The sequence below is a fragment of the Kribbella pratensis genome (assembly GCF_004366075.1).
GTDB lineage: Bacteria > Actinomycetota > Actinomycetes > Propionibacteriales > Kribbellaceae > Kribbella > Kribbella pratensis.
Window position 1 is genome coordinate 853,073 of the sequence record NZ_SODU01000002.1, and the last position, 17,480, is coordinate 870,552.

18 protein-coding genes are annotated in these 17,480 nt (G+C 67.5%); 8 read left to right on the forward strand and 10 right to left on the reverse strand.

Annotation, left to right across the window (positions count from 1 at the left end):
• Positions 1-76: 76 nt before the first annotated feature.
• Entirely contained in the window at positions 77-676 is a 600-nt protein-coding gene (locus EV137_RS19235; protein ID WP_202871045.1) for a TetR/AcrR family transcriptional regulator, read from the reverse strand.
• A gap of 37 nt (positions 677-713) precedes the next feature.
• Between EV137_RS19235 and EV137_RS19240 the strand changes: the two genes are divergently transcribed.
• Positions 714-1,094: a nuclear transport factor 2 family protein gene (locus EV137_RS19240; RefSeq protein ID WP_134130228.1), complete on the forward strand. Its 381-nt coding sequence runs from the start codon at positions 714-716 to the stop codon at positions 1,092-1,094.
• Positions 1,091-1,291, forward strand: coding sequence for a heavy-metal-associated domain-containing protein (locus EV137_RS19245; RefSeq protein WP_134130229.1), 201 nt, complete (start codon positions 1,091-1,093; stop codon positions 1,289-1,291). The genes EV137_RS19240 and EV137_RS19245 overlap by 4 nt, the downstream gene beginning before the upstream one ends.
• Here EV137_RS19245 and EV137_RS19250 read toward each other — a convergent pair.
• Together EV137_RS19250 and EV137_RS19255 are read right to left on the reverse strand one after the other, a co-directional pair.
• Positions 1,273-1,830: a dihydrofolate reductase family protein gene (locus EV137_RS19250; RefSeq protein WP_134130230.1), complete on the reverse strand. Its 558-nt coding sequence runs from the start codon at positions 1,828-1,830 to the stop codon at positions 1,273-1,275. The genes EV137_RS19245 and EV137_RS19250 overlap by 19 nt on opposite strands.
• Positions 1,831-1,888: 58 nt before the next feature.
• Positions 1,889-4,345 carry a Tex family protein gene (locus EV137_RS19255; RefSeq protein ID WP_134130231.1) on the reverse strand — a complete coding sequence of 819 codons (2,457 nt, stop codon included), beginning with the start codon at positions 4,343-4,345 and terminating at the stop codon, positions 1,889-1,891.
• Positions 4,346-4,491: 146 nt separating this feature from the next.
• Here EV137_RS19255 and EV137_RS19260 point away from each other — a divergent pair, with 146 nt between their 5' ends.
• A complete protein-coding gene (locus EV137_RS19260) occupies positions 4,492-4,908 on the forward strand; it encodes a hypothetical protein (protein ID WP_134130232.1) in 417 nt (138 codons plus the stop codon).
• Between the two features lie 6 nt (positions 4,909-4,914).
• Here the strand turns inward: EV137_RS19260 and EV137_RS19265 are convergent, their stop codons facing one another.
• Both EV137_RS19265 and EV137_RS19270 read right to left on the reverse strand, forming a co-directional pair.
• Positions 4,915-6,402, reverse strand: coding sequence for a DHA2 family efflux MFS transporter permease subunit (locus EV137_RS19265; RefSeq protein WP_134130233.1), 1,488 nt, complete (start codon positions 6,400-6,402; stop codon positions 4,915-4,917).
• 59 nt (positions 6,403-6,461) lie between these two features.
• The gene (locus EV137_RS19270) at positions 6,462-7,079 is read right to left on the reverse strand and encodes a DUF624 domain-containing protein (protein WP_238175417.1); all 618 of its coding nucleotides are present in this window, start codon (positions 7,077-7,079) and stop codon (positions 6,462-6,464) included.
• 76 nt (positions 7,080-7,155) lie between these two features.
• Between EV137_RS19270 and EV137_RS19275 the strand changes: the two genes are divergently transcribed.
• The 4 genes from EV137_RS19275 to EV137_RS19290 all read left to right on the forward strand — a co-directional run bounded on the left by EV137_RS19275 (position 7,156) and on the right by EV137_RS19290 (position 11,456).
• Entirely contained in the window at positions 7,156-8,238 is a 1,083-nt protein-coding gene (locus EV137_RS19275; RefSeq protein ID WP_134130235.1) for a substrate-binding domain-containing protein, read from the forward strand.
• Between the two features lie 113 nt (positions 8,239-8,351).
• Positions 8,352-9,626 carry an extracellular solute-binding protein gene (locus EV137_RS19280; protein WP_134130236.1) on the forward strand — a complete coding sequence of 425 codons (1,275 nt, stop codon included), beginning with the start codon at positions 8,352-8,354 and terminating at the stop codon, positions 9,624-9,626.
• A complete protein-coding gene (locus tag EV137_RS19285; RefSeq protein ID WP_133786602.1) occupies positions 9,623-10,561 on the forward strand; it encodes a carbohydrate ABC transporter permease in 939 nt (312 codons plus the stop codon). The genes EV137_RS19280 and EV137_RS19285 overlap by 4 nt, the downstream gene beginning before the upstream one ends.
• On the forward strand, positions 10,554-11,456 hold the full coding sequence (locus EV137_RS19290) for a carbohydrate ABC transporter permease (protein WP_134002274.1): 903 nt from the start codon (positions 10,554-10,556) through the stop codon (positions 11,454-11,456). The genes EV137_RS19285 and EV137_RS19290 overlap by 8 nt, the downstream gene beginning before the upstream one ends.
• Before the next feature lie 250 nt (positions 11,457-11,706).
• Here EV137_RS19290 and EV137_RS19295 read toward each other — a convergent pair whose 3' ends face one another.
• Complete coding sequence (locus tag EV137_RS19295) at positions 11,707-12,240, reverse strand: TetR/AcrR family transcriptional regulator (protein ID WP_238175418.1); 534 nt, start codon at positions 12,238-12,240, stop codon at positions 11,707-11,709.
• Between the two features lie 210 nt (positions 12,241-12,450).
• Here EV137_RS19295 and EV137_RS19300 point away from each other — a divergent pair, with 210 nt between their 5' ends.
• Positions 12,451-13,239, forward strand: coding sequence for a nitroreductase/quinone reductase family protein (locus tag EV137_RS19300; protein WP_255517831.1), 789 nt, complete (start codon positions 12,451-12,453; stop codon positions 13,237-13,239).
• Here EV137_RS19300 and EV137_RS19305 read toward each other — a convergent pair.
• Genes EV137_RS19305 through EV137_RS19320 form a run of 4 tightly spaced genes read right to left on the reverse strand, consistent with a single transcriptional unit; the run spans position 13,216 to position 17,477 of the window.
• Complete coding sequence (locus tag EV137_RS19305) at positions 13,216-13,971, reverse strand: class I SAM-dependent methyltransferase (RefSeq protein WP_134130239.1); 756 nt, start codon at positions 13,969-13,971, stop codon at positions 13,216-13,218. The genes EV137_RS19300 and EV137_RS19305 overlap by 24 nt on opposite strands.
• 8 nt (positions 13,972-13,979) lie before the next feature.
• Positions 13,980-14,450, reverse strand: coding sequence for a nucleotidyltransferase domain-containing protein (locus EV137_RS19310; RefSeq protein ID WP_134130240.1), 471 nt, complete (start codon positions 14,448-14,450; stop codon positions 13,980-13,982).
• A gap of 13 nt (positions 14,451-14,463) precedes the next feature.
• Positions 14,464-16,731 (reverse strand): ABC transporter permease, encoded by a 2,268-nt coding sequence (locus EV137_RS19315; RefSeq protein ID WP_238175420.1) that lies wholly within the window; start codon positions 16,729-16,731, stop codon positions 14,464-14,466.
• A 44-nt stretch (positions 16,732-16,775) separates the two neighbouring features.
• Complete coding sequence (locus tag EV137_RS19320) at positions 16,776-17,477, reverse strand: ABC transporter ATP-binding protein (RefSeq protein WP_133786596.1); 702 nt, start codon at positions 17,475-17,477, stop codon at positions 16,776-16,778.
• Between the last annotated feature and the right edge of the window lie 3 nt (positions 17,478-17,480).

Genomic DNA, 17,480 nt, shown 5'->3' on the forward strand with positions numbered 1-17,480 from the left:
GCGAGGGTGGGGTGGCGCGGGGGCGTGAGGTGGGGCTGAGCGTGCGGTGGCGCGGGGGCGTGGTGTGGGGGCGGGGTTACTGCGGCTTCTCGGTTGGTTGTAGGAGGCGGGTGATGGTTGTGTGGAGGGTTTTGTTGGCGGTTCGGGTGGTGAGGCGGCCGGTGGATACGGATTCGCCGGCGGCGTGGCCGAGGGTGATGAGGGTGGTGACCAGCCAGTGGGCGGGGAGGTCGCGGGTGATCTCGCCGGCGCGTTGACCTCGGCGGATCAGGCGCTCGAAGCGGTCCGCCACTGGGTCGTGGCGCTCGTCGTGGGTGCGGCCCGGCGGCGTGTTGTGGGATAGGTGTAGCAGGAGCGGGTGGCGTTCGAACGTTCGCCAGGCCAGGTCGACGAGGCCTAGGACGTTGCCGAGAGCCGGGCCTTGGTCGAGGTCGAGTGCGTCGATCGCTTCGAGGGTCTCAGCGGTGAGCTCGTCGAGGGCGGCGTTCAGCAGTACGTCGCGGGACGAGAAGTGCGCGTACACGGTCTGCCTGGTGACGTGGGCCGCCTCGGCGATCCGTTCCAGGCTCGCGTCGGGCTGCTCGTCGAGCAGGGCGATCGCCGCGGCCAGGATCGCCGTACGGCTTCGGTCCGCGTCCGCTCGGCGCCGGCGTCGTACCGGCTTGTTCTCTGACACCTTGTCAAGGTTAGTGGAACGACTTATCTTTGACAGCATGTCAGATTTAAGCGCACGGGAGTTCGTGGCGGACTTCTTCGAGTCGTTCACCCGGGAGGTCGTCGCAGGGGGCGACGCGGCGACGGTCGTGGACCGGTACTACACGCCTGACATCGAGCAGGTCGCCGACGGCATCACGCTCGACCGGCAGCGGCTGATCGACCACCTCCGACCGGTGCGGAAGAATGTGGTCTCCTGCTCGTACGACGTGCACGAGGCGATCCGCACGAGTGATCGGGTGGCCGCGCGATTCACGATCCACGCGGAGCTGCGGCGCGGGCGGAAGATCTCGACCGAGGTGTATCTGTTCGGCGAGCTGGCCCCGGACGGCCGAATGCGCCGTACGACGCAGGCGACGCGCGATGTGAGTGCGTCATGACAACGTTTCGGGTGCTGGGGATGACGTGCAGCCACTGCGTCGGGTTCGTCACCGAGGAGCTCGAGACGCTGCCCGGTGTCGAGTCGGTCCAGGTGGATCTGCCGACCGGAATGGTTGCCCTGGTCACCGATCGGCCCGTCGACCCGGCCGCGATCCGGACCGCTGTGGAGGCGGCCGGCTACGAGGCCGAGGTGTGACGAGCCGCGCGACGGTAGGTGAGTAGGGCGACGCCGCTAGGGAAGGACCGAGAGTCGGTCAACGTCAGCGGCAGTGGTGAGTTGTCCGGGAAGAGGCGGCGGCCGGTGGCGATGACGGTGGGGTAGATGAACAAGCGGTACTCGTCGACGAGCTCCGCCGCGATCAGTTGATGGGTGACGTCGATGCTGCCCGTGCAGATGATGTCCCCGCCGGTGGTGTCCTTCAGGCGGCGTACGTCGTCCAGCCCGCGAAGAACCGTGGTCGGTTCCCATCCCGGATCGTCCAGTGTCGAGCTCACGACGTACTTCTGGACTCGGTTCAGGTACGCCGAGATGCCCGACGAATCGTCCGTCTGGGCAGGCCAATAGCCGCGCATCTGCTCGAACGTCACGCGGCCGGTCAGGAACGCGTCCGCTCGCGTCATCTGTTCGCGCAACGCGTCGAGTACCTCCGGTCCGCTGTCGGCCGGTCCGAACCAGTCACCCGCTTCGATCACACCGTCGACGGTGACGTTCTGGGTGACGATCAGGTCGCGCATCAGGATCCTCCTTGCTCGATTCACCCGGTACGTCGGAGCCGATCGTCACCCTTCGACGTCAGCGGACAGTAAAACCGGCCTTGCGGAACGCGTCGGCGAGCGAGGTCTCGTCCATCGGCGTCTCGGACTGGTTGCCGCGACCACCGGACCCCCGGTTGCCGCCGCGACCACCCTGACCGCCCTGGCCGCCGGACCCGCCGGGTCCACGGCCCTGCCCACCCGGTCCGCGGCCGCCGGGGCCCCGCCCCTGACCGCCCTGGCCGCCACCCTGACCACCGCCTTGACCGCGGCCCTGGCCGGATTGACGGCCGCCCTGGCCCCCGGTCTGACGCCCGCCCGAGCCCAGCTCGTCGTCCAGGCGCAGCGTGAGGGAGATCCGCTGGCGCGGGATGTCGACCTCGAGCACCTTCACCATCACGATGTCGCCCGGCTTGACCACCTCGCGCGGGTCCTTCACAAAGTTCTTCGACAGCGCCGACACGTGCGCCAGCCCGTCCTGGTGCACACCGATGTCGATGAACGCGCCGAACGCGGCCACGTTCGTGACCTGGCCCTCGAGCTTCATCCCCGGCTTCAGGTCCGCGATCTTGTCCACACCCTCGGCGAACACCGCGGTCTTGAAGGCCGGCCGCGGGTCCCGGCCCGGCTTCTCCAGCTCGGCCAGGATGTCGGTCACCGTCGGCAGACCGAACATGTCGTCGACGAAGTCCGCCGCCTTCAGCCGCTTCAGCTCCGTCGACCCGATCAGCGACTTCAGGTCGGAGCCGGTCGCGTCGAGGATCCGCCGTACGACGGGATAGGCCTCCGGGTGCACGCTGGACGCGTCGAGCGGGTCGTCGCCGTCGGGGATCCGGAGGAACCCGGCCGCCTGCTCGAACGCCTTCGGTCCGAGCCGCGGGACCTCCTTCAGCGCCGTACGCGACGTGAACGGGCCGTTGACGTCGCGGTGCTGGACGATGTTGTCCGCCAGGCCGGGCGTGATGCCGGAGACCCGGGTGAGCAGCGGCGCGGACGCCGTGTTCAGGTCGACGCCGACCGCGTTCACACAGTCCTCGACGACCGCGTCGAGCGAGCGGGACAGGGAGTTCTCCGGGAGGTCGTGCTGGTACTGGCCGACGCCGATCGACTTCGGGTCGATCTTCACCAGCTCGGCCAGCGGGTCCTGCAGGCGGCGCGCGATCGAGACCGCGCCGCGCAGCGAGACGTCCATCCCAGGCAGCTCCTGGGACGCGAACGCCGACGCGGAGTAGACGGACGCGCCGGCCTCGGACACGACGGCCTTGGTGAGCTTGAGCTCCGGGTGCTTGGCGATCAGCTCGGCCGCCAGCTTGTCGGTCTCGCGCGACGCCGTACCGTTGCCGATGGCAATCAGCTCGACGTTGTGCGCGGCCGCCAGCGCGGCCAGGGTGGCGATCGACTTGTCCCACTGGTTCTGCGGGACGTGCGGATAGATGACACCGGTGTTGACGACCTTGCCGGTCGCGTCGACGACGGCGACCTTCACGCCGGTGCGGAAGCCCGGGTCGAGACCCATCGTGGCGCGGGTGCCGGCCGGGGCGGCCAGCAGCAGATCGCGCAGGTTGGCCGCGAACACCCGGATCGCCTCGTCCTCGGCGATCTGCCGCAACCGCATCCGCAGGTCGATGCCGAGGTGCACCAGGATCTTCGTCCGCCACGCCCAGCGGACCGTCTCCACCAGCCACTTGTCGGCCGGGCGGCCCTGGTTCTCGATGCCGACCTTGCGGGCGATGGTCGTCTCGTACTCCGTCGGCCCGTCCGCTTCCACACCCGCGGGCAGCGGCTCAACGGTGATCGTCAGCACGTCTTCCTTCTCGCCGCGGAACAGCGCGAGGATCCGGTGCGACGGCATCTTCGTGAACGGCTCGTCGAACTCGAAGTAGTCCGAGAACTTCGCGCCGTCGGTCTCCTTGCCCTCGCGGACGGTGGAGGCCAGCCGGCCCTGCTGCCAGAGCCGCTCGCGCAGCTCACCGATCAGGTCGGCGTCCTCGGCGAACCGCTCGACGAGGATCGCCCGGGCGCCGTCGAGCGCGGCCTGCGGGTCGGGTACGTCGGCGTTCACGAACACCGCGGCGGCGGCGATCGGCTCGACGTCCGGGTCGGCCATCAGCCCGTCGGCGAGCGGCTCGAGGCCGTTCTCGCGGGCGATCATCGCCTTGGTACGGCGCTTGGGCTTGAACGGCAGGTAGATGTCCTCGAGCCGCGACTTGGTGTCGGCCTCCAGGATCGACGCCTTCAGCGCGTCGTCGAGCTTCCCCTGGCTCTCGATCGAGTCGAGCACGGTCTGCCGGCGCTCCTCGAGCTCCCGCAGGTACCGCAGGCGCTCCTCGAGGGTGCGCAGCTGGGCATCGTCCAGCATCCCGGTGACCTCTTTGCGGTACCGCGCGATGAACGGGACCGTCGACCCCTCGTCCAGCAGCGCCACCGCTGCCCGCACCTGGTTCTCACCGACCTCCAGCTCGCCGGCAATCCGCTGCTCGATCGACTGCACCACCACGTTCGATTCCCCTCTACCGACAACAACCACCGAGCATTCTGCCCCGGTCAGGCCCCATATCCTTCCCCATCCCACCCCCCACCCCGAAACCGCACCTCATCCACCTGTGGACAACCCGTGCGATCATCCTCTCGGGGAGGGAACAGATGAGCCAGTTCAGCAAGTTCGTCGAGCGCAGCTTCACTCCGCCGCCGGCAGCGGCCCGGGCCATCAACGTGCTCTTGCTGACGGGCGTGACCGTTCAGGCGGTGGGGACGCGTCGCTTGGAGGACGTCCTGCTAGCTATATTCCTGTTCGGGATGTTGGTGCCTGCAGGCATTAGTGCAAAGGGCTTCACTTGGCTGATCGGACGCATGCAGGCCCACCCGGTGCTGAGCTCGGTGTACGTGGCGCTGCTGCTGACCTGTGGGGGCTTTGCGCTCTTGGCCCACGTCCTGCCCCGGCGGACGAGTCTTCTGGTGGCTGTCGGGCTGGCGTTGTCGTCCAGGGTCGTCGCTGAGATCCGACGCCGCCGGGACGCCGCGAGCTCCCCGCGACTGGATGGGCGCGGGGAGCTCGGTTAGTAGGGATCAGGCGGCTTCGAGGACGAGGTCCTCGTTGTCGGACTGCTCTGCGGGCTGCTGCTTGGCCGGGCGCATGACCGTGACGGCGATGGCTACTGCGGCGGCGACGATTACTGCGGCGATGGCGAAGGAGAGGTGGTAGCCGTCGGTTAGGGCGTCCAGGGCGGGCTTGGTGTCGGCTACCGCGGCGGTGCGGGTGGCGGACAGGGTGGCCAGGACGGCCAGGCCGAGGGCGGCGCCGACCTCGCCCATGGTGCCGATGAGGCCGGACGCCAGACCGGCGTCCTCGGGCTTCACGTCCGACATCGACAGGCCCATCAGAGCCGGGAAGCAGATGCCGCCACCCAGACCCAGCAGCACCAGCACCGGCAGGACGTGGACGACGTAGTTGCCACCGACCGGTGCCTGTGTGAACAGGGCCAGTCCGACCACGATCAGCGACAGCCCGAAGATCAGCGGGCGGCGCGGGCCGAACCGCATCACCAGCTTCTCGGAGTACCTGACCGACAGCAGCCCCATCACCACGGTGGTCGGCAGGAACGCCAGTCCGATCTCCAGAGCGTCGTACCCGAGCACGCGCTGCAGGTACAGCGAGCCGAGGAAGAAGATGCCGAACATCCCGGAGGCGGACAGTGCCTGGACCAGGTTCGCGCCGGTCAGGGTGCGGGAGCGGAAGATCCGCAGCGGCACCAGCGGGTTGGCGGCGGTCGCCTCGCGGACGATGAATCCGGCCAGCAGCACCAGCGTCACCGCAGTCAGCACCAGCGTCCGCGGAGCGGTCCAGCCGAGCTCAGCAGCCGGCTTGACGATGGTGAACACGCCGACCATCAGCGCCGCGGTGATCAGCACCGCACCCGGTACGTCGGTGCCCTTGCCGATCCCCAGGCCCTTGTCCTTCTCGATCAGTTTCACGGCGAAGACGATGGTCAGCACGCCGATCGGCAGGTTCACGAAGAAGATCCAGTGCCAGCTGATCGCCTGCGTCAGTACGCCGCCTGCCAGCAGGCCGATCGACCCACCGGCGGACGCGACGAACGCGTACATGCCGATCGCCTTGGCCTGCTCCCGCGGCTCGGGGAACAGTGTCACGATCATGCCCAGGATCACTGCCGAGGTCAGCGCGCCGCCAACCCCCTGGATGAAGCGGGCGATGACCAGCATCTCCTGCGACTCAGCCAGACCGCAGAGCACAGAGGCGGCGGTGAAAACAACCAGTCCGGCGGTGAAGACGTTCCGCCGACCGAGGAGGTCGCCCAGCCGACCGGCCAGGAGCAGGAGGCCGCCGAACGCGATCAGGTACGCGTTCACGACCCACGCGAGGGAGGAGCTGGTGAAGCCCAGGTCGTCCTGGATGGCCGGCAGGGCTACGTTCACCACGGTCACGTCGAGCACGATCATCAACATGCCCGCGCAGAGGGTGTAGAGCGCCAGCCAGCGCGAGCGGCCGCCCTGCGCAGCCGGCGCAGTCGCCAGGGTGTCGGTCGTCGCGTACATTCCGGTTCTCCTTGAGTTCGTCGTAGTGGCCTTACACCTCTACGTCGAACCAGGAGGGGTCAGATTGACACGTCTTCAGAAGTTTTTTCTCGAGGCGGTCGAGACAGCGCGTACGCCGTGAGTGCCGGGACCAGTCCGGACCCCACAAGGAGCAGTGTCGGCACCTGTGACGACAGCGCGAACCAGGTGAGCAGTACGACGACCCCGCCGGCCACGGGGAGCGGCCGGCGCAGCAGGAACAGGTTGGCGGACCGGAACAGCGACTTGAACGTGGAGGTCTCCGGCGCCGCGGGCAGGATCGCCAGCCCGCTCAGGTACAGCCCCAGGATCATTCCGGTGAGCGGGACCAGGACGGCGAGCGCGAAGATCCGCACCGGACCCTGCGCGTTCGCCCAGAAGGAGAGGCCGAACGCCAGCAGCACTGCACCGACCCACAGGCCGAACGCGGGCAGCCAGAACTGCTTCATCGCCCAGCGGAACTCCCGGAAGAACCGCCGCATCAACTTCGGCTTCTCCTGGCTGATCGCGTCCGGCACCACCCGCTGCATCGCGAACGCGGCCGGGAACAACGTCAGGATGCCCAGACTGATCACCACGAAGACCAGCTGCAGCATCAGCAGGTCGCCGACGACCGTGAGCCGCGAGAGCACGCTGGTCGTCCGGTTGGCCTTCTCCACCGATCGTCTCCTCGTTCCGTACGGGCGGGTCCTGATCGTATGATCACGAACAATCACGTAGAGATCAGGGGACTGCATGCTTGCACAGGAGCGCCACGAGCTGATCCTGCGTAGCCTGCGCCGGCACGGGCGGCTGCGGGTGGCCGACCTGGTCGCCGAGCTGGGCGTCTCCGCGATCACAGTACGCCGGGACCTGGCCGAACTGGACTCAGCCGGGCTGCTCCGCCGGGTGCACGGCGGCGCGATCGGCACCGGAACCGCCGAGCAGGGGACGCACGGGAGCCGCCTGACGATCGGCATCGTCGTACCGAGCGCGACGTCGTACTACTCCGACGTGATCCGCGGAGCCGAGGCGATGGCCGACCGGTACGGCGCGCGCCTGGTCCTCGGCGTTTCCGGGTACGACGTGGCGACCGAGCGCGAGCGGCTCGACAAGGTGCTCGGGATCGGGGTCGCCGGCCTGCTGATCAGCACCGCGCTCGGCGACGGCGACGCGGACCGGCTCGACTCGCGGCTGGACGACATCGACGTACCGGTCGTGCTGATGGAGCGCGCGTTCGGGTTTCCCCAGGTGGCCCGCGAGTACGACTACGTCCGCACCGATCACGCGTACGGCGCGATGCTGGCGCTGCGGCACTTCGTGGCGCTCGGGCATCGCCGGATCGCGATCAACCTGCAGGCCACGGTCACGGCGTACTGGCTGCGTCGGGGGATCGAGTCGGCCGCGAAGGCGCTCGGCGTGGAGGTGTTCCTCTCGCCGGTCGACCTGCCGATGCGCGGCGACGACCCCGGCGCGGTCGCCCAGCTGGACGCGTTCCTCGCCGAGTGCGAGTCGTTCGGCAGTCGCGCCGTACTGGTCCACTCCGACGAGCACGGCGCCCGCCTGGTCGAGCGCGCGATGGAGCGGGGCCTCCGCGTCCCCGAGGACCTGGCCGTCGTCGCCTACAACGACGTCACCGCCGCGCTGGCCGTCGTCCCGCTCACCGCGGTCTGCCCGCCGCGCCATGCCCTCGGCGAGACCGCCTGCGACCTGTTGCTCCGCAAACTCCAGGCGCCGGCGATGCCCGTACAGCACCTCAGCCTGCTTCCGACGCTCAACATCCGGACCTCCTGCGGGACCGCGACGGCGGAACAGAATCTCGCCGTGTTCCGGTTCTGATCGAATGTGATCATTCGAGCGCCAAGGTATTGACGAGGAAAGCCCTTTCCCATACTTTCGCTGCACTTGGGGTCGCGGGCCCCGGCTGAACAAGTCAGCGAAGGAGTTCCCCTGTGAGACGTGGAGTGGGACTGACCCTGCTGGCCGCAGCGCTCAGCGTTCTGGTCAGCAGTTGTGGCAACGGGGTGATCGACAAGAGCACCGACGGGGTGCCGCCGGCCGAGGCGACCGGGACCCTGCGGGTGCTGGTCCCGTCGTTCCCGCCCAGCACCAAGGGCCGGGAGGCGTTCCAGAAGGTCGTCGACGACTTCCACAAGACCTATCCGAAGATGAAGGTCGAGCCGGACTTCGCGACGTACAAGAACCTCAACGAGAAGATGTCCACCTCGATCGCGGCCGGAATCCCGTACGACGTGATGGTCACCGGCGTCGGCTGGGTGCAGCCGTTCGCCTCGAAGAACATCTTCGAGGACCTCGGCAAGTACGGCGTGACGCCCGACGTCATCAAGGAGAAGAGCACTCCCGCGCTGATCCCGGCAGTGACGTACGACAAGAAGCTGTACGCGTACCCGCTGGTCGCGGACGCCCGCGCCGTCGCGCTCCGCAAGAGCGCCTTCCGCGAGGCCGGTCTCGACCCGGACAAGCCGCCGACGTCGCTGGCCGACATCAAGGTCGCCGCCGAGAAGCTCACCAAGCGGGACAAGAACGGCAACATCACCCGCAGCGGCTTCGACCTAGCCTCCGCGACCGGCTTCCGGCAGTCGTTCACCACCTTCCTGGCCGCAACCGGTACGCCGCTGTACGTCGGCGGCGAGCCGAACTTCGACAACAAGGCCGGCCTGGACACCCTGCTGTGGATCAAGTCGATGATCAACAACGTCCAGCCGTACGGCCAGACGAACGCCGCTCAGCAGCCTCTCGTGCTCACTGGTGAGGCCGCGATGGGGATCGTCAACGGCGGCGTGGACTGCTCGGCCGACGGCATCGGGCAGAAGAACTGCGACGACCTGAAGTTCTTCCGCTTCAACAGCGGCAAGGAGATCGAGTACGTCGGCGGCGACCTGGCGTCGATCGGGTCGCGCAGCCGGCACAAGGACGCGGCCTGGTCGTTCATCCAGTCCATGACCAAGCCGACGAGCCTGGATCTGATCGCCAAGCTGAACAAGAAGGTCCCGGCGTACAAGGACGCGAGCAACTCGCCGCAGGCGAAGTCGAACCCGTTGAGCCAGTTCGTCGCCGACGGCCTGGTCTACGCGGTCAACGAGAACGAAGTGCCGTCCAACTGGCTCGAGATGCGCGGCAACTTCGACATCCAGCTCACCCAGGCGGTCCTTGGACAGAAGGATCCCGCCAAGGTGCTGCACAACCTGGCAGGACAGTCCCGATGAGTACAACTCTTGAACGTCCCGCGCTCGCCGCGCCCCGCAAGGTGACGTCGTCCAAGGACAGCCGGACCCTGATCCGCAGCCAGGCGCGGGCCGGCTGGGCGCTGCTCGCGCCCGCGTTGCTGCACTCGGCGGTCTTCATCGTGATCCCGGTGATCGCGGTGCTGGTCCTCAGCCTGACCGACTACAGCTTCGGCGACACCTGGTCCTGGGTCGGGTTCGGCAACTACGCCGACCTGTTCCGCGACGTCGACTTCCTGGCGTCGCTGTGGCACACCGTGCTGTACGCGATCGTGGTGATCCCGATCTCGATGGCGATCTCGCTCGCGGTCGCGATCGGGCTGAACCAGAAGATCCGCGGCCTGGGGTTCTTCCGGACCGCGTTCTACATCCCGACCGTGACCGCGACCGTCGCGGTGGCGACCATCTGGCTGTGGATCTACAACCCGGGCTCCGGCCTGGCGAACGGGTTCCTCAGCCTGTTCGGGTTCGCGCCGAACCGCTGGCTGGCCGATCCGGCGACCGCGCTGCCGTCGCTGATGGTGGTTGGCATCTGGCAAGGTCTCGGGACCAAGATCATCATCTACCTGGCCGCGCTCCAGGGCGTCTCCCGGGATCTGATCGAGTCGGCCGAACTGGACGGCGCGGGCCGCTGGCAGCGGTTCGCCAACGTCACCTGGCCGGCCATCGGCCCGGTCCAGTTCTTCGTCCTGATCACGTCGATCGTCGGCACCTTCCAGGTGTTCGACCTGGTGTACGTGATGACGCAGGGCGGTCCCGGCTCGGAGACCCGCGTGCTGGTGATGGACATCTATCAGAACGCGTTCCAGGACCTGAAACTCGGCTACGCGTCCGCCGAGACCGTGATCATGATGATCGTGATCGCGCTCTTCATCGGCGTCGGACGCCTGCTCCAGAAGGCGGATGCCAATGACTAGCGTTTCGTTGCCGGCGGCGGCCGCGGCCAAGCCGTCCGTACTCCGGCCCGGCCGGATCCTGCTGTACGTCGTCCTCACGGTCGGCGCGATCCTGATGATCACGCCGTTCGTGTGGATGCTGCTGACCGCGTTCAAGAGCAACCTGGAGATCGCGAAGTTCGGGTGGCTGCCGTCGGAGCTGCGCTGGCGGAACTTCGTCGAGGCGATGCAGACCGCGCCGTTCCTCACGTACTTCCGCAACAGCCTGTTCATCGCGGTCGGCGAGACCGCGTTCACGCTGGCGGTCTGTACGACGGCCGGCTACGCGCTGGCGAAGCTGCCGATCCGCGGCGGCAAGACGCTGCTGAACTACTTCATCGTGCTGCTGCTGGTGCCGTTCCAGATCATCCTGGTGCCGCTGTTCCTGATCGTGAAGTCGATCCCGCTGTTCGGCGGCAACAACATCCTCGGGCACGGCGGGATCGGCTGGCTGAACTCGTGGTGGGGCCTGATCATCCCGCTCGGCGCGGCGCCCTTGTTCACGTTCCTGGCGCGGCAGTTCTACGTCTCGCTGCCGGACCAGCTGGCGCAGGCGGCGCGGGTCGACGGGCTCGGCGAGTTCGGGATCTTCTGGCGGATCATGACCCCGCTGATCAAGCCGGCGTTGATCACGATCGCGGTCTTCCAGATCGAGGCGGCCTGGAACGGGTTCCTCTGGCCGCTGATGATCACCACGTCGGACGACCTGCGGCCGCTGCAGCTCGGGCTGGCGATCTTCTCCCAGAACCCTGCGGAGATCCAGTGGCCGTACCTGATGGCCGGTACGGCGCTCGCGACGCTGCCGATGATCGTGCTGTTCGTGTTCGCCCAGAAGCGGTTCGTCGAAGGAATGGCGAACGTGGGGATCAAGGGCTAGCGGATCGGGGGCAGATCCTCGAACAGGTGCTCACCCCGCCCCGGGTGAGCACCTGCGAGGCCCCCTCCACATGCGGTGGTCCCGAAGAAACACCGGAACTTCCCACTAGGTCCCCCCTGCTGGGTCGTTCACCCGTTTATCGGCGGAGTGTGCCGCCTGTTACAGCATTCGTGAGGATTTTTCGCCGGTTCCCGAAATGATTTCCCGAAGACGGCAGGAAGTACGACGTATCGCGACGACCTGTACACAATCAGTGCATATGGCTGTGGACGACGTACCGGACGATCGGCTCGAGGTCCGTCGTACCGAGGAGTTCCAGGGCGTTGGTGGCGCGGAGCGTGGCGAGGCCGTGGATGTTGGTCCACAGGGCGGTGGCGCGGAGGCCGGCGTCGTCGGGGTGGATCCGGGCGACCAGGTCGACGAAGTTCTGGAACAGCGGGAGCGAGGTCGCGCGGAGGTTGCCGCCGGAGCCGGCCAGTAGGTCGTGGCGGAAGATCAGGTCGAACATGCCGGGGCGTTCGGCGGCGAACTCCAGGTAGTTCTTGGCAGCCGCCACCAATTGTTCTTCGGGTGCTCCGCCGCTCGTCTCGAGCCGGGCGGCGAGATCCTGCAGTCCGGTGGCGGCGATCGCGGCCAGCAGCGCGCCGTGGGTGGGGAAGTAGCGTCGCGGTGCGCCGTGCGAGACGCCTGTACGGCGGGCGATCGCGCGCAGCGTGAGGTCGGCGAGGCCGTCCTCCTCGAGGAGTTCGACCCCGGCCTGGACGAGCCGGTCGGGCAGTGCCACGTAGACATTGTCTCCTGTTTGGGCTGACCCTGCGGTCCGGGTACGATCTCCGGCGTGACTGCCGGGTCGGCCTTGAGCCATTCACGAGTTGGGTTCCCGGCTGCGCGCTGAGCGCCGCGCGGGCCCCGCCGCCCGCTTCTCTCTGTCTGCAAAACCCTTTTTCACGACACCAGAGAGAAGCGAATCCTGAACGATTTCACTGCACAACTCATTGCGGAGTTCAAGGCGAACGACGGGCGCGTCGGCGGGCCTTTCGAGAACTCCAGGTTGTTGCTCCTGACAACCACCGGCGCGCGGACCGGGCAACCGCGCACCGCGATCCTCGGGTACTACCCGGACGGTGACCGCGTCCTCGTCGTCGGCTCGGCCGGTGGCAGTCCGAAGCACCCGGACTGGTACCACAACCTGCTCGCGAATCCGGAGGTCGGCGTCGACCTCGGGCTCTTCGACTATCGAGCAACGGCAGTCGTACTGCGTGGCACCGAGCGGGACGAGGTCTTCGCCCGACTCGTCGAGGCCGATCCGGGGTGGGGCGAGTACCAGAAGCAGACGACCCGGACCATTCCGGTCGTGGCGCTGGTCCAGCAACCGGGACCGCCTGCTGCCCGCGGGTCTCTTGCTGAGATGTTGAAGACCATCCACTCCGCGTTCCGGCGGGAACTGGCCTTGATTCGGCATGAGATCGCGACCTCCGGGACGCTGGGCGCGCAACTCCGCATCAACTGCCTGACCGTCTGCCAGGGCCTGCACTACCACCACACCGGCGAGTCGACCGGGTTGTTCCCGGCCCTGGTCGAGCAGCACCCGGAGCTGACCGACGTCATCGCCGTACTGCAGAAGGAACACGACCAGATCGCAGTACTGCTCGCTGAGCTCGAGCAGCTGGTCGATGCAGACGTCCTGGACCAGGTGGACGAGCTGATCGCTCAGCTCAACGCCCACCTGGACCGCGAAGAGGCGGCACTGCTGCCTTATCTAGAGGGGCCTCTGCGCCAGTAGTGCGTAGGAGTTGGGGAGCTGGCCGGACCACGCTGCGGCGTTCGTGTCGTCCTGCGGGCGCCAGAACGGTTCGGCGTACTCCTCGAGGACCTGGAGCCGTAGGCCGGCCTTGGTGACCGCAGTGACGATCTGGCCGAGGGTCCACTGCCACTCCTGGGCGCCGTTGCCCGGGAACGTGTCGTTGATGTGCGACTCGGCGAAGTAGCTCCGGTCCGGCCGGATCCGCGGCTCGTCCTCGTCCCAGGTCCACAGCGGTACGGCCGGGTGGCTCTCGTACACGAAGAGATGTCCACCCGGCCGCACCACGCGCGCGGCATCGCGTGCCCACGCGTCGATGTCGCGCATCCAGATCAGTGCGCCCTTGCCCGTGTACACGAGGTCGACGGACGCGTCCCGCACCGGTACGCCGGGAACCTCGGCGACGACGTACCGACAGGCCGTCCCCACCTCCCGCGCCCGCCGCTGCGCCGCGCCGGCCGCCACGGAGCTGTAGTCCACGCCGATGACGCTCTTCGCCCCTGCCTTCACCAGCGCGACGTCATCAAGCCCATGCCCACTCTGGAAGTGCACCACCACGGGCCCCTCCGCCAGCACCGGCCCCAACAACTCCCGCTCTCGAGCGAACAGCCCGCCTTCCCCACGAGCCTCCTCCAGCAACTCGTCGTACTCGTGAACGTGCTTCTGAGAAGCCCGCTCCCACACCAGCCGATTGCCCGCGACCACCTCGTCCATGCCCTAAGTCAGCCTGACCCGAGCTGTTCCAGCAACCGCATATCGTGCAGATCCACCGGCCTGAGCTGGTAGCCCTGGTGCGCCCGGAGTTGCGCACTGATCGGCATACACCGCACCAGCCGCCCACCGATCCGGCCCTCGACGGCGGGGGGTATGAGATAGGTGTTCCCGTCGAAGTCGAGCTGCTCGGTTCCACCGCCGGCGACCGGCGTACTCGGATGCAGGTCCACCCGATGCCCTTCGGCCGCATGTGCCAGCTGCACGGTGACCTGCACGAACCGTGCATCCGTCACGGCGTACCCCAGCCCTTCCAGCACCTCCACGACCTGGTCCAGCTGCGGCCTGACCACACCGAGGTCCAGGTCTCCGTGCGGCCGCGTCTGGCGCCCGACCAACGCATCCACGCCCCATCCGCCGTCCACCCAGACATCCAATGGCTCCAGTGCGTCGAGGAGTTGCAGTACTCGTTCCGGCGTCACCGCACGCCTTCCTTTATTCGTTGTGGAGGACCTCGGCGATCGTGGTGCGGGCTGCTGTGCGGGCGGGGAAGTAGGCGCCCGCGGCGGAGATCACGATGCCGGCGAGGACCAGCAGGGCAAGCAGGCCCGCAGGGTATACCTCGAGCATGAAGTCCGGCAGTTCAATTTGGGCGCCGTTGGCCATAGCGGGGACGACCAGGCGGTGGGCGACGATGCCTACCGGGATGCCTAGCAGGCCGCCGACGGCTCCTAGGGCGATCATCGAGGTGACGACCATCAGGGTGACCTGTGCGGGCGTCATGCCGATCGACTTGAGCATGCCCAGGTCGCGGCGGCGTTCGCGGGTGTTGAGTACGACGGTGTTGAAGACACCGAGCGCGGCAACGGTCCCGAGCATCAGCGTGAGGAGTACGACGGTCGCGAGTACGACGGCCACGAACGTGCCGGCGTCCTGACCCTCGGTCTCCTGCAGCCCGGAGTCCTTCGCCTGCACGGCTTTGACTACCGCGTCCAGGTCCGTCCCGGGCTTCACGTTGACCTCGTAGATGTTCGCGCGCAGGTCAGGTGCGATCAGCGCCAGTGTCGCCCAGTTGGACAGCACCTCGTCGCCGGAGTTGTACATCGCCTTCCCGACGATCTGCGCCCGTACGCTCTTGCCCTTCGACTGCAGCGTGATCGTGTCGCCGACGGCCAGACCGCGTTGCTTCAGGAACCGTTCCGACACCACCACCTGTCCCGGACCGTCGAACCAGCGCCCGGCGAGTATCCGATAGCCGACCTGCTCGAAGTCGCCGCGGTAGAACGACACGCGGAGGTCCGACTGTGTACCAGCCAGCCGCATCTCCAGGTCAGCCATCGCCGCCACCGACGTGACGCCAGGCGCAGAACGCAGTACGGCCTCGTCCTCGGCATCGGTCAGCTTCGCACCAGGTGGTGCACCCGGTCCTTCTGGCCCGGAGCCGTTCGGACCCGCGAAGATCGCCAGGTCAACAGCACCCGCTCGACTCGCAGCTGTCTGGTACGTCGTCAGCGACTTCCCCAGGCCCACGGCCAACGTCACGCTGGTGACGCCGAGCACCACAGCCGCGAGCGTCAACGCCGTACGTCCAGGACGAGCGAAGGGCAGCCCCAGGCCCAGACTGACCGACCGGGGCAGCCGGGTCCCGCTCAGCACCCGCTGCACCCGTAGACCTCGCCCAGCTCGCGGTGCGCTCCCCGCGCTGATCGCCTGCGCCGCTGACAGGCTCCGCGCCTTTAGAGCCGGTAGGAACGCGGAGAGCGCAACGAGCGCAGGTACGCCGAGTAGCGTGACTACGTCGACCCAGATCGGGACGCTCGTCCCACCGGCGCCGTAGTTCTCGAAAGCCCGTGTCAGTAGGGATGTGGCGAGTACGTTGCCTAGGACAACACCGCCGGCGCACCCGACGACAGCAGGGATCGAAACCATCCCCAGGTACACCGTCAGTACCTGTGTCGGTGTGAACCCCAGTGACTTCAGCACACCGATGTGCTTGAACCCTGCGACCACAGCACCACTGACGACGTTGGCCACGATCAGTACGGCGACAGCGAGCCCCAGCCACCCGAACACCATCAGGAACGGTATGAAGGTGTTCGGCTGACCCGCTGTGAGAGCCCGCAGCGCCAGGTACGACTGGGTGCCGATGAGCGCATCGCTCGGCAAACCAGCCGTTACAGCCTTCTGTCCGGCCGTGAGCTCTGCGTTGGTGGCGGCGTGGGTGAAGCGGTAGAGCATCTGTGTCGACGTCGGATGCAGTGCGTTCAACTGCTCCGGCGTGACCCACGCGTCGGCCGACTGACTCACGCTGTACGCGAATCCGACGATGGTGAGCGTCTGTCCCCCGGCGGACAGTGTCCCGTTCAGCTGCGGCTTACCGCGACCACTGGACTCTGTCGGGTTCCGGTTGAGCACGATCTCGCCGGGTTTGGTCGCCCAGCGGCCCTTCCACACGTTGAGCCGGTCGACAGCGCCACCGGGATCCGCACGCCCCACAGCTACCAGTGACCCCATCATCTGAGGTTGAGCGAGGTCGAGCGTCACCTGGGGGAACGGTCCGCCGACAGCTGCCGCACTGCGCGCTGCCTCTGTCAGCTGTGCATCAGTCACCTTGCTGCGGTCGTACGACGCAGTCAGCTGCGAACCGCTCTGCTTCGCGTACGCACGGTCGAACGGACCGCTCGACGCAGCCAGCAGGCCCAGTGCGACGACGATCATCGTGGTGGAGAGCAGTACGACGACGCCGATCACCACTGTCTGCACACGACGACGCCGTACAGCCGCTCGCGCTACAGGCCACACGGCGCTCACGCCGTACGCTCCAGGCTGCGTTCGCCGGCAATCTGCCCGTCGACGAAGTCGATGACCCGGCTGGCGCAGCGTGTCGCGAGTTGCTGGTCGTGTGTCACCAGCAGAAGCGTCTGGCCGATCTGGTTGAGGTCCAGGAGCAGGTCCATCACCTGCTCGCCGGCACGAGTGTCGAGTGCACCTGTCGGTTCGTCGGCGAGGAGGATGGCTGGGCGGTTCATGAGCGCACGCGCGACCGCGACTCGTTGCCGCTCGCCACCACTCAGCTGGGACGGGTAGGTGTTGCGGCGACCGGCTATGCCCAGCTCCTCGAACAGCTCGAGTGCGCGCTTTCGTGCGTGCGCGGCCGACGTACCGGTGAGCTGCGCGGCCAGTGCGACGTTGTCGAGCGCTGACAGGTCGTCCAGCAGGTTGAAGAACTGGAAGATCATCCCGATCCGTCGGCGCCGGAACAGCGCCAGCCCTTTCTCGTCCAGCGTCCCCAGGTCGTCGCCGTGCACCACGACGGACCCTGAGGTCGGCCGGTCCAGCCCGGCGACCATGCTGAGCAGGGTCGACTTGCCACTGCCGGACGGTCCCATCACCGCGACCGCCTCACCGGCGTGGATCTCCAGCGACACTCCGTCGAGTGCGGCGGATTCGCCGTACTCCTTGCGTACGGCGGTGAGCTGTACGACTGCCTGTCCGTTGTCGTCCGTCATGCT

Excerpts from the sequence above, each read along its gene's own strand:
- EV137_RS19240 (WP_134130228.1), top strand. The coding sequence starts at position 714 with ATGTCAGATTTAAGCGCACGGGAGTTCGTGGCGGACTTCTTCGAGTCG.
- EV137_RS19245 (WP_134130229.1), top strand. The coding sequence starts at position 1,091 with ATGACAACGTTTCGGGTGCTGGGGATGACGTGCAGCCACTGCGTCGGG.
- EV137_RS19250 (WP_134130230.1), bottom strand. The coding sequence starts at position 1,830 with ATGCGCGACCTGATCGTCACCCAGAACGTCACCGTCGACGGTGTGATC.
- EV137_RS19260 (WP_134130232.1), top strand. The coding sequence starts at position 4,492 with ATGAGCCAGTTCAGCAAGTTCGTCGAGCGCAGCTTCACTCCGCCGCCG.
- EV137_RS19265 (WP_134130233.1), bottom strand. The coding sequence starts at position 6,402 with ATGTACGCGACGACCGACACCCTGGCGACTGCGCCGGCTGCGCAGGGC.
- EV137_RS19275 (WP_134130235.1), top strand. The coding sequence starts at position 7,156 with ATGCTTGCACAGGAGCGCCACGAGCTGATCCTGCGTAGCCTGCGCCGG.
- EV137_RS19285 (WP_133786602.1), top strand. The coding sequence starts at position 9,623 with ATGAGTACAACTCTTGAACGTCCCGCGCTCGCCGCGCCCCGCAAGGTG.
- EV137_RS19290 (WP_134002274.1), top strand. The coding sequence starts at position 10,554 with ATGACTAGCGTTTCGTTGCCGGCGGCGGCCGCGGCCAAGCCGTCCGTA.
- EV137_RS19305 (WP_134130239.1), bottom strand. The coding sequence starts at position 13,971 with ATGGACGAGGTGGTCGCGGGCAATCGGCTGGTGTGGGAGCGGGCTTCT.
- EV137_RS19320 (WP_133786596.1), bottom strand. The coding sequence starts at position 17,477 with ATGACGGACGACAACGGACAGGCAGTCGTACAGCTCACCGCCGTACGC.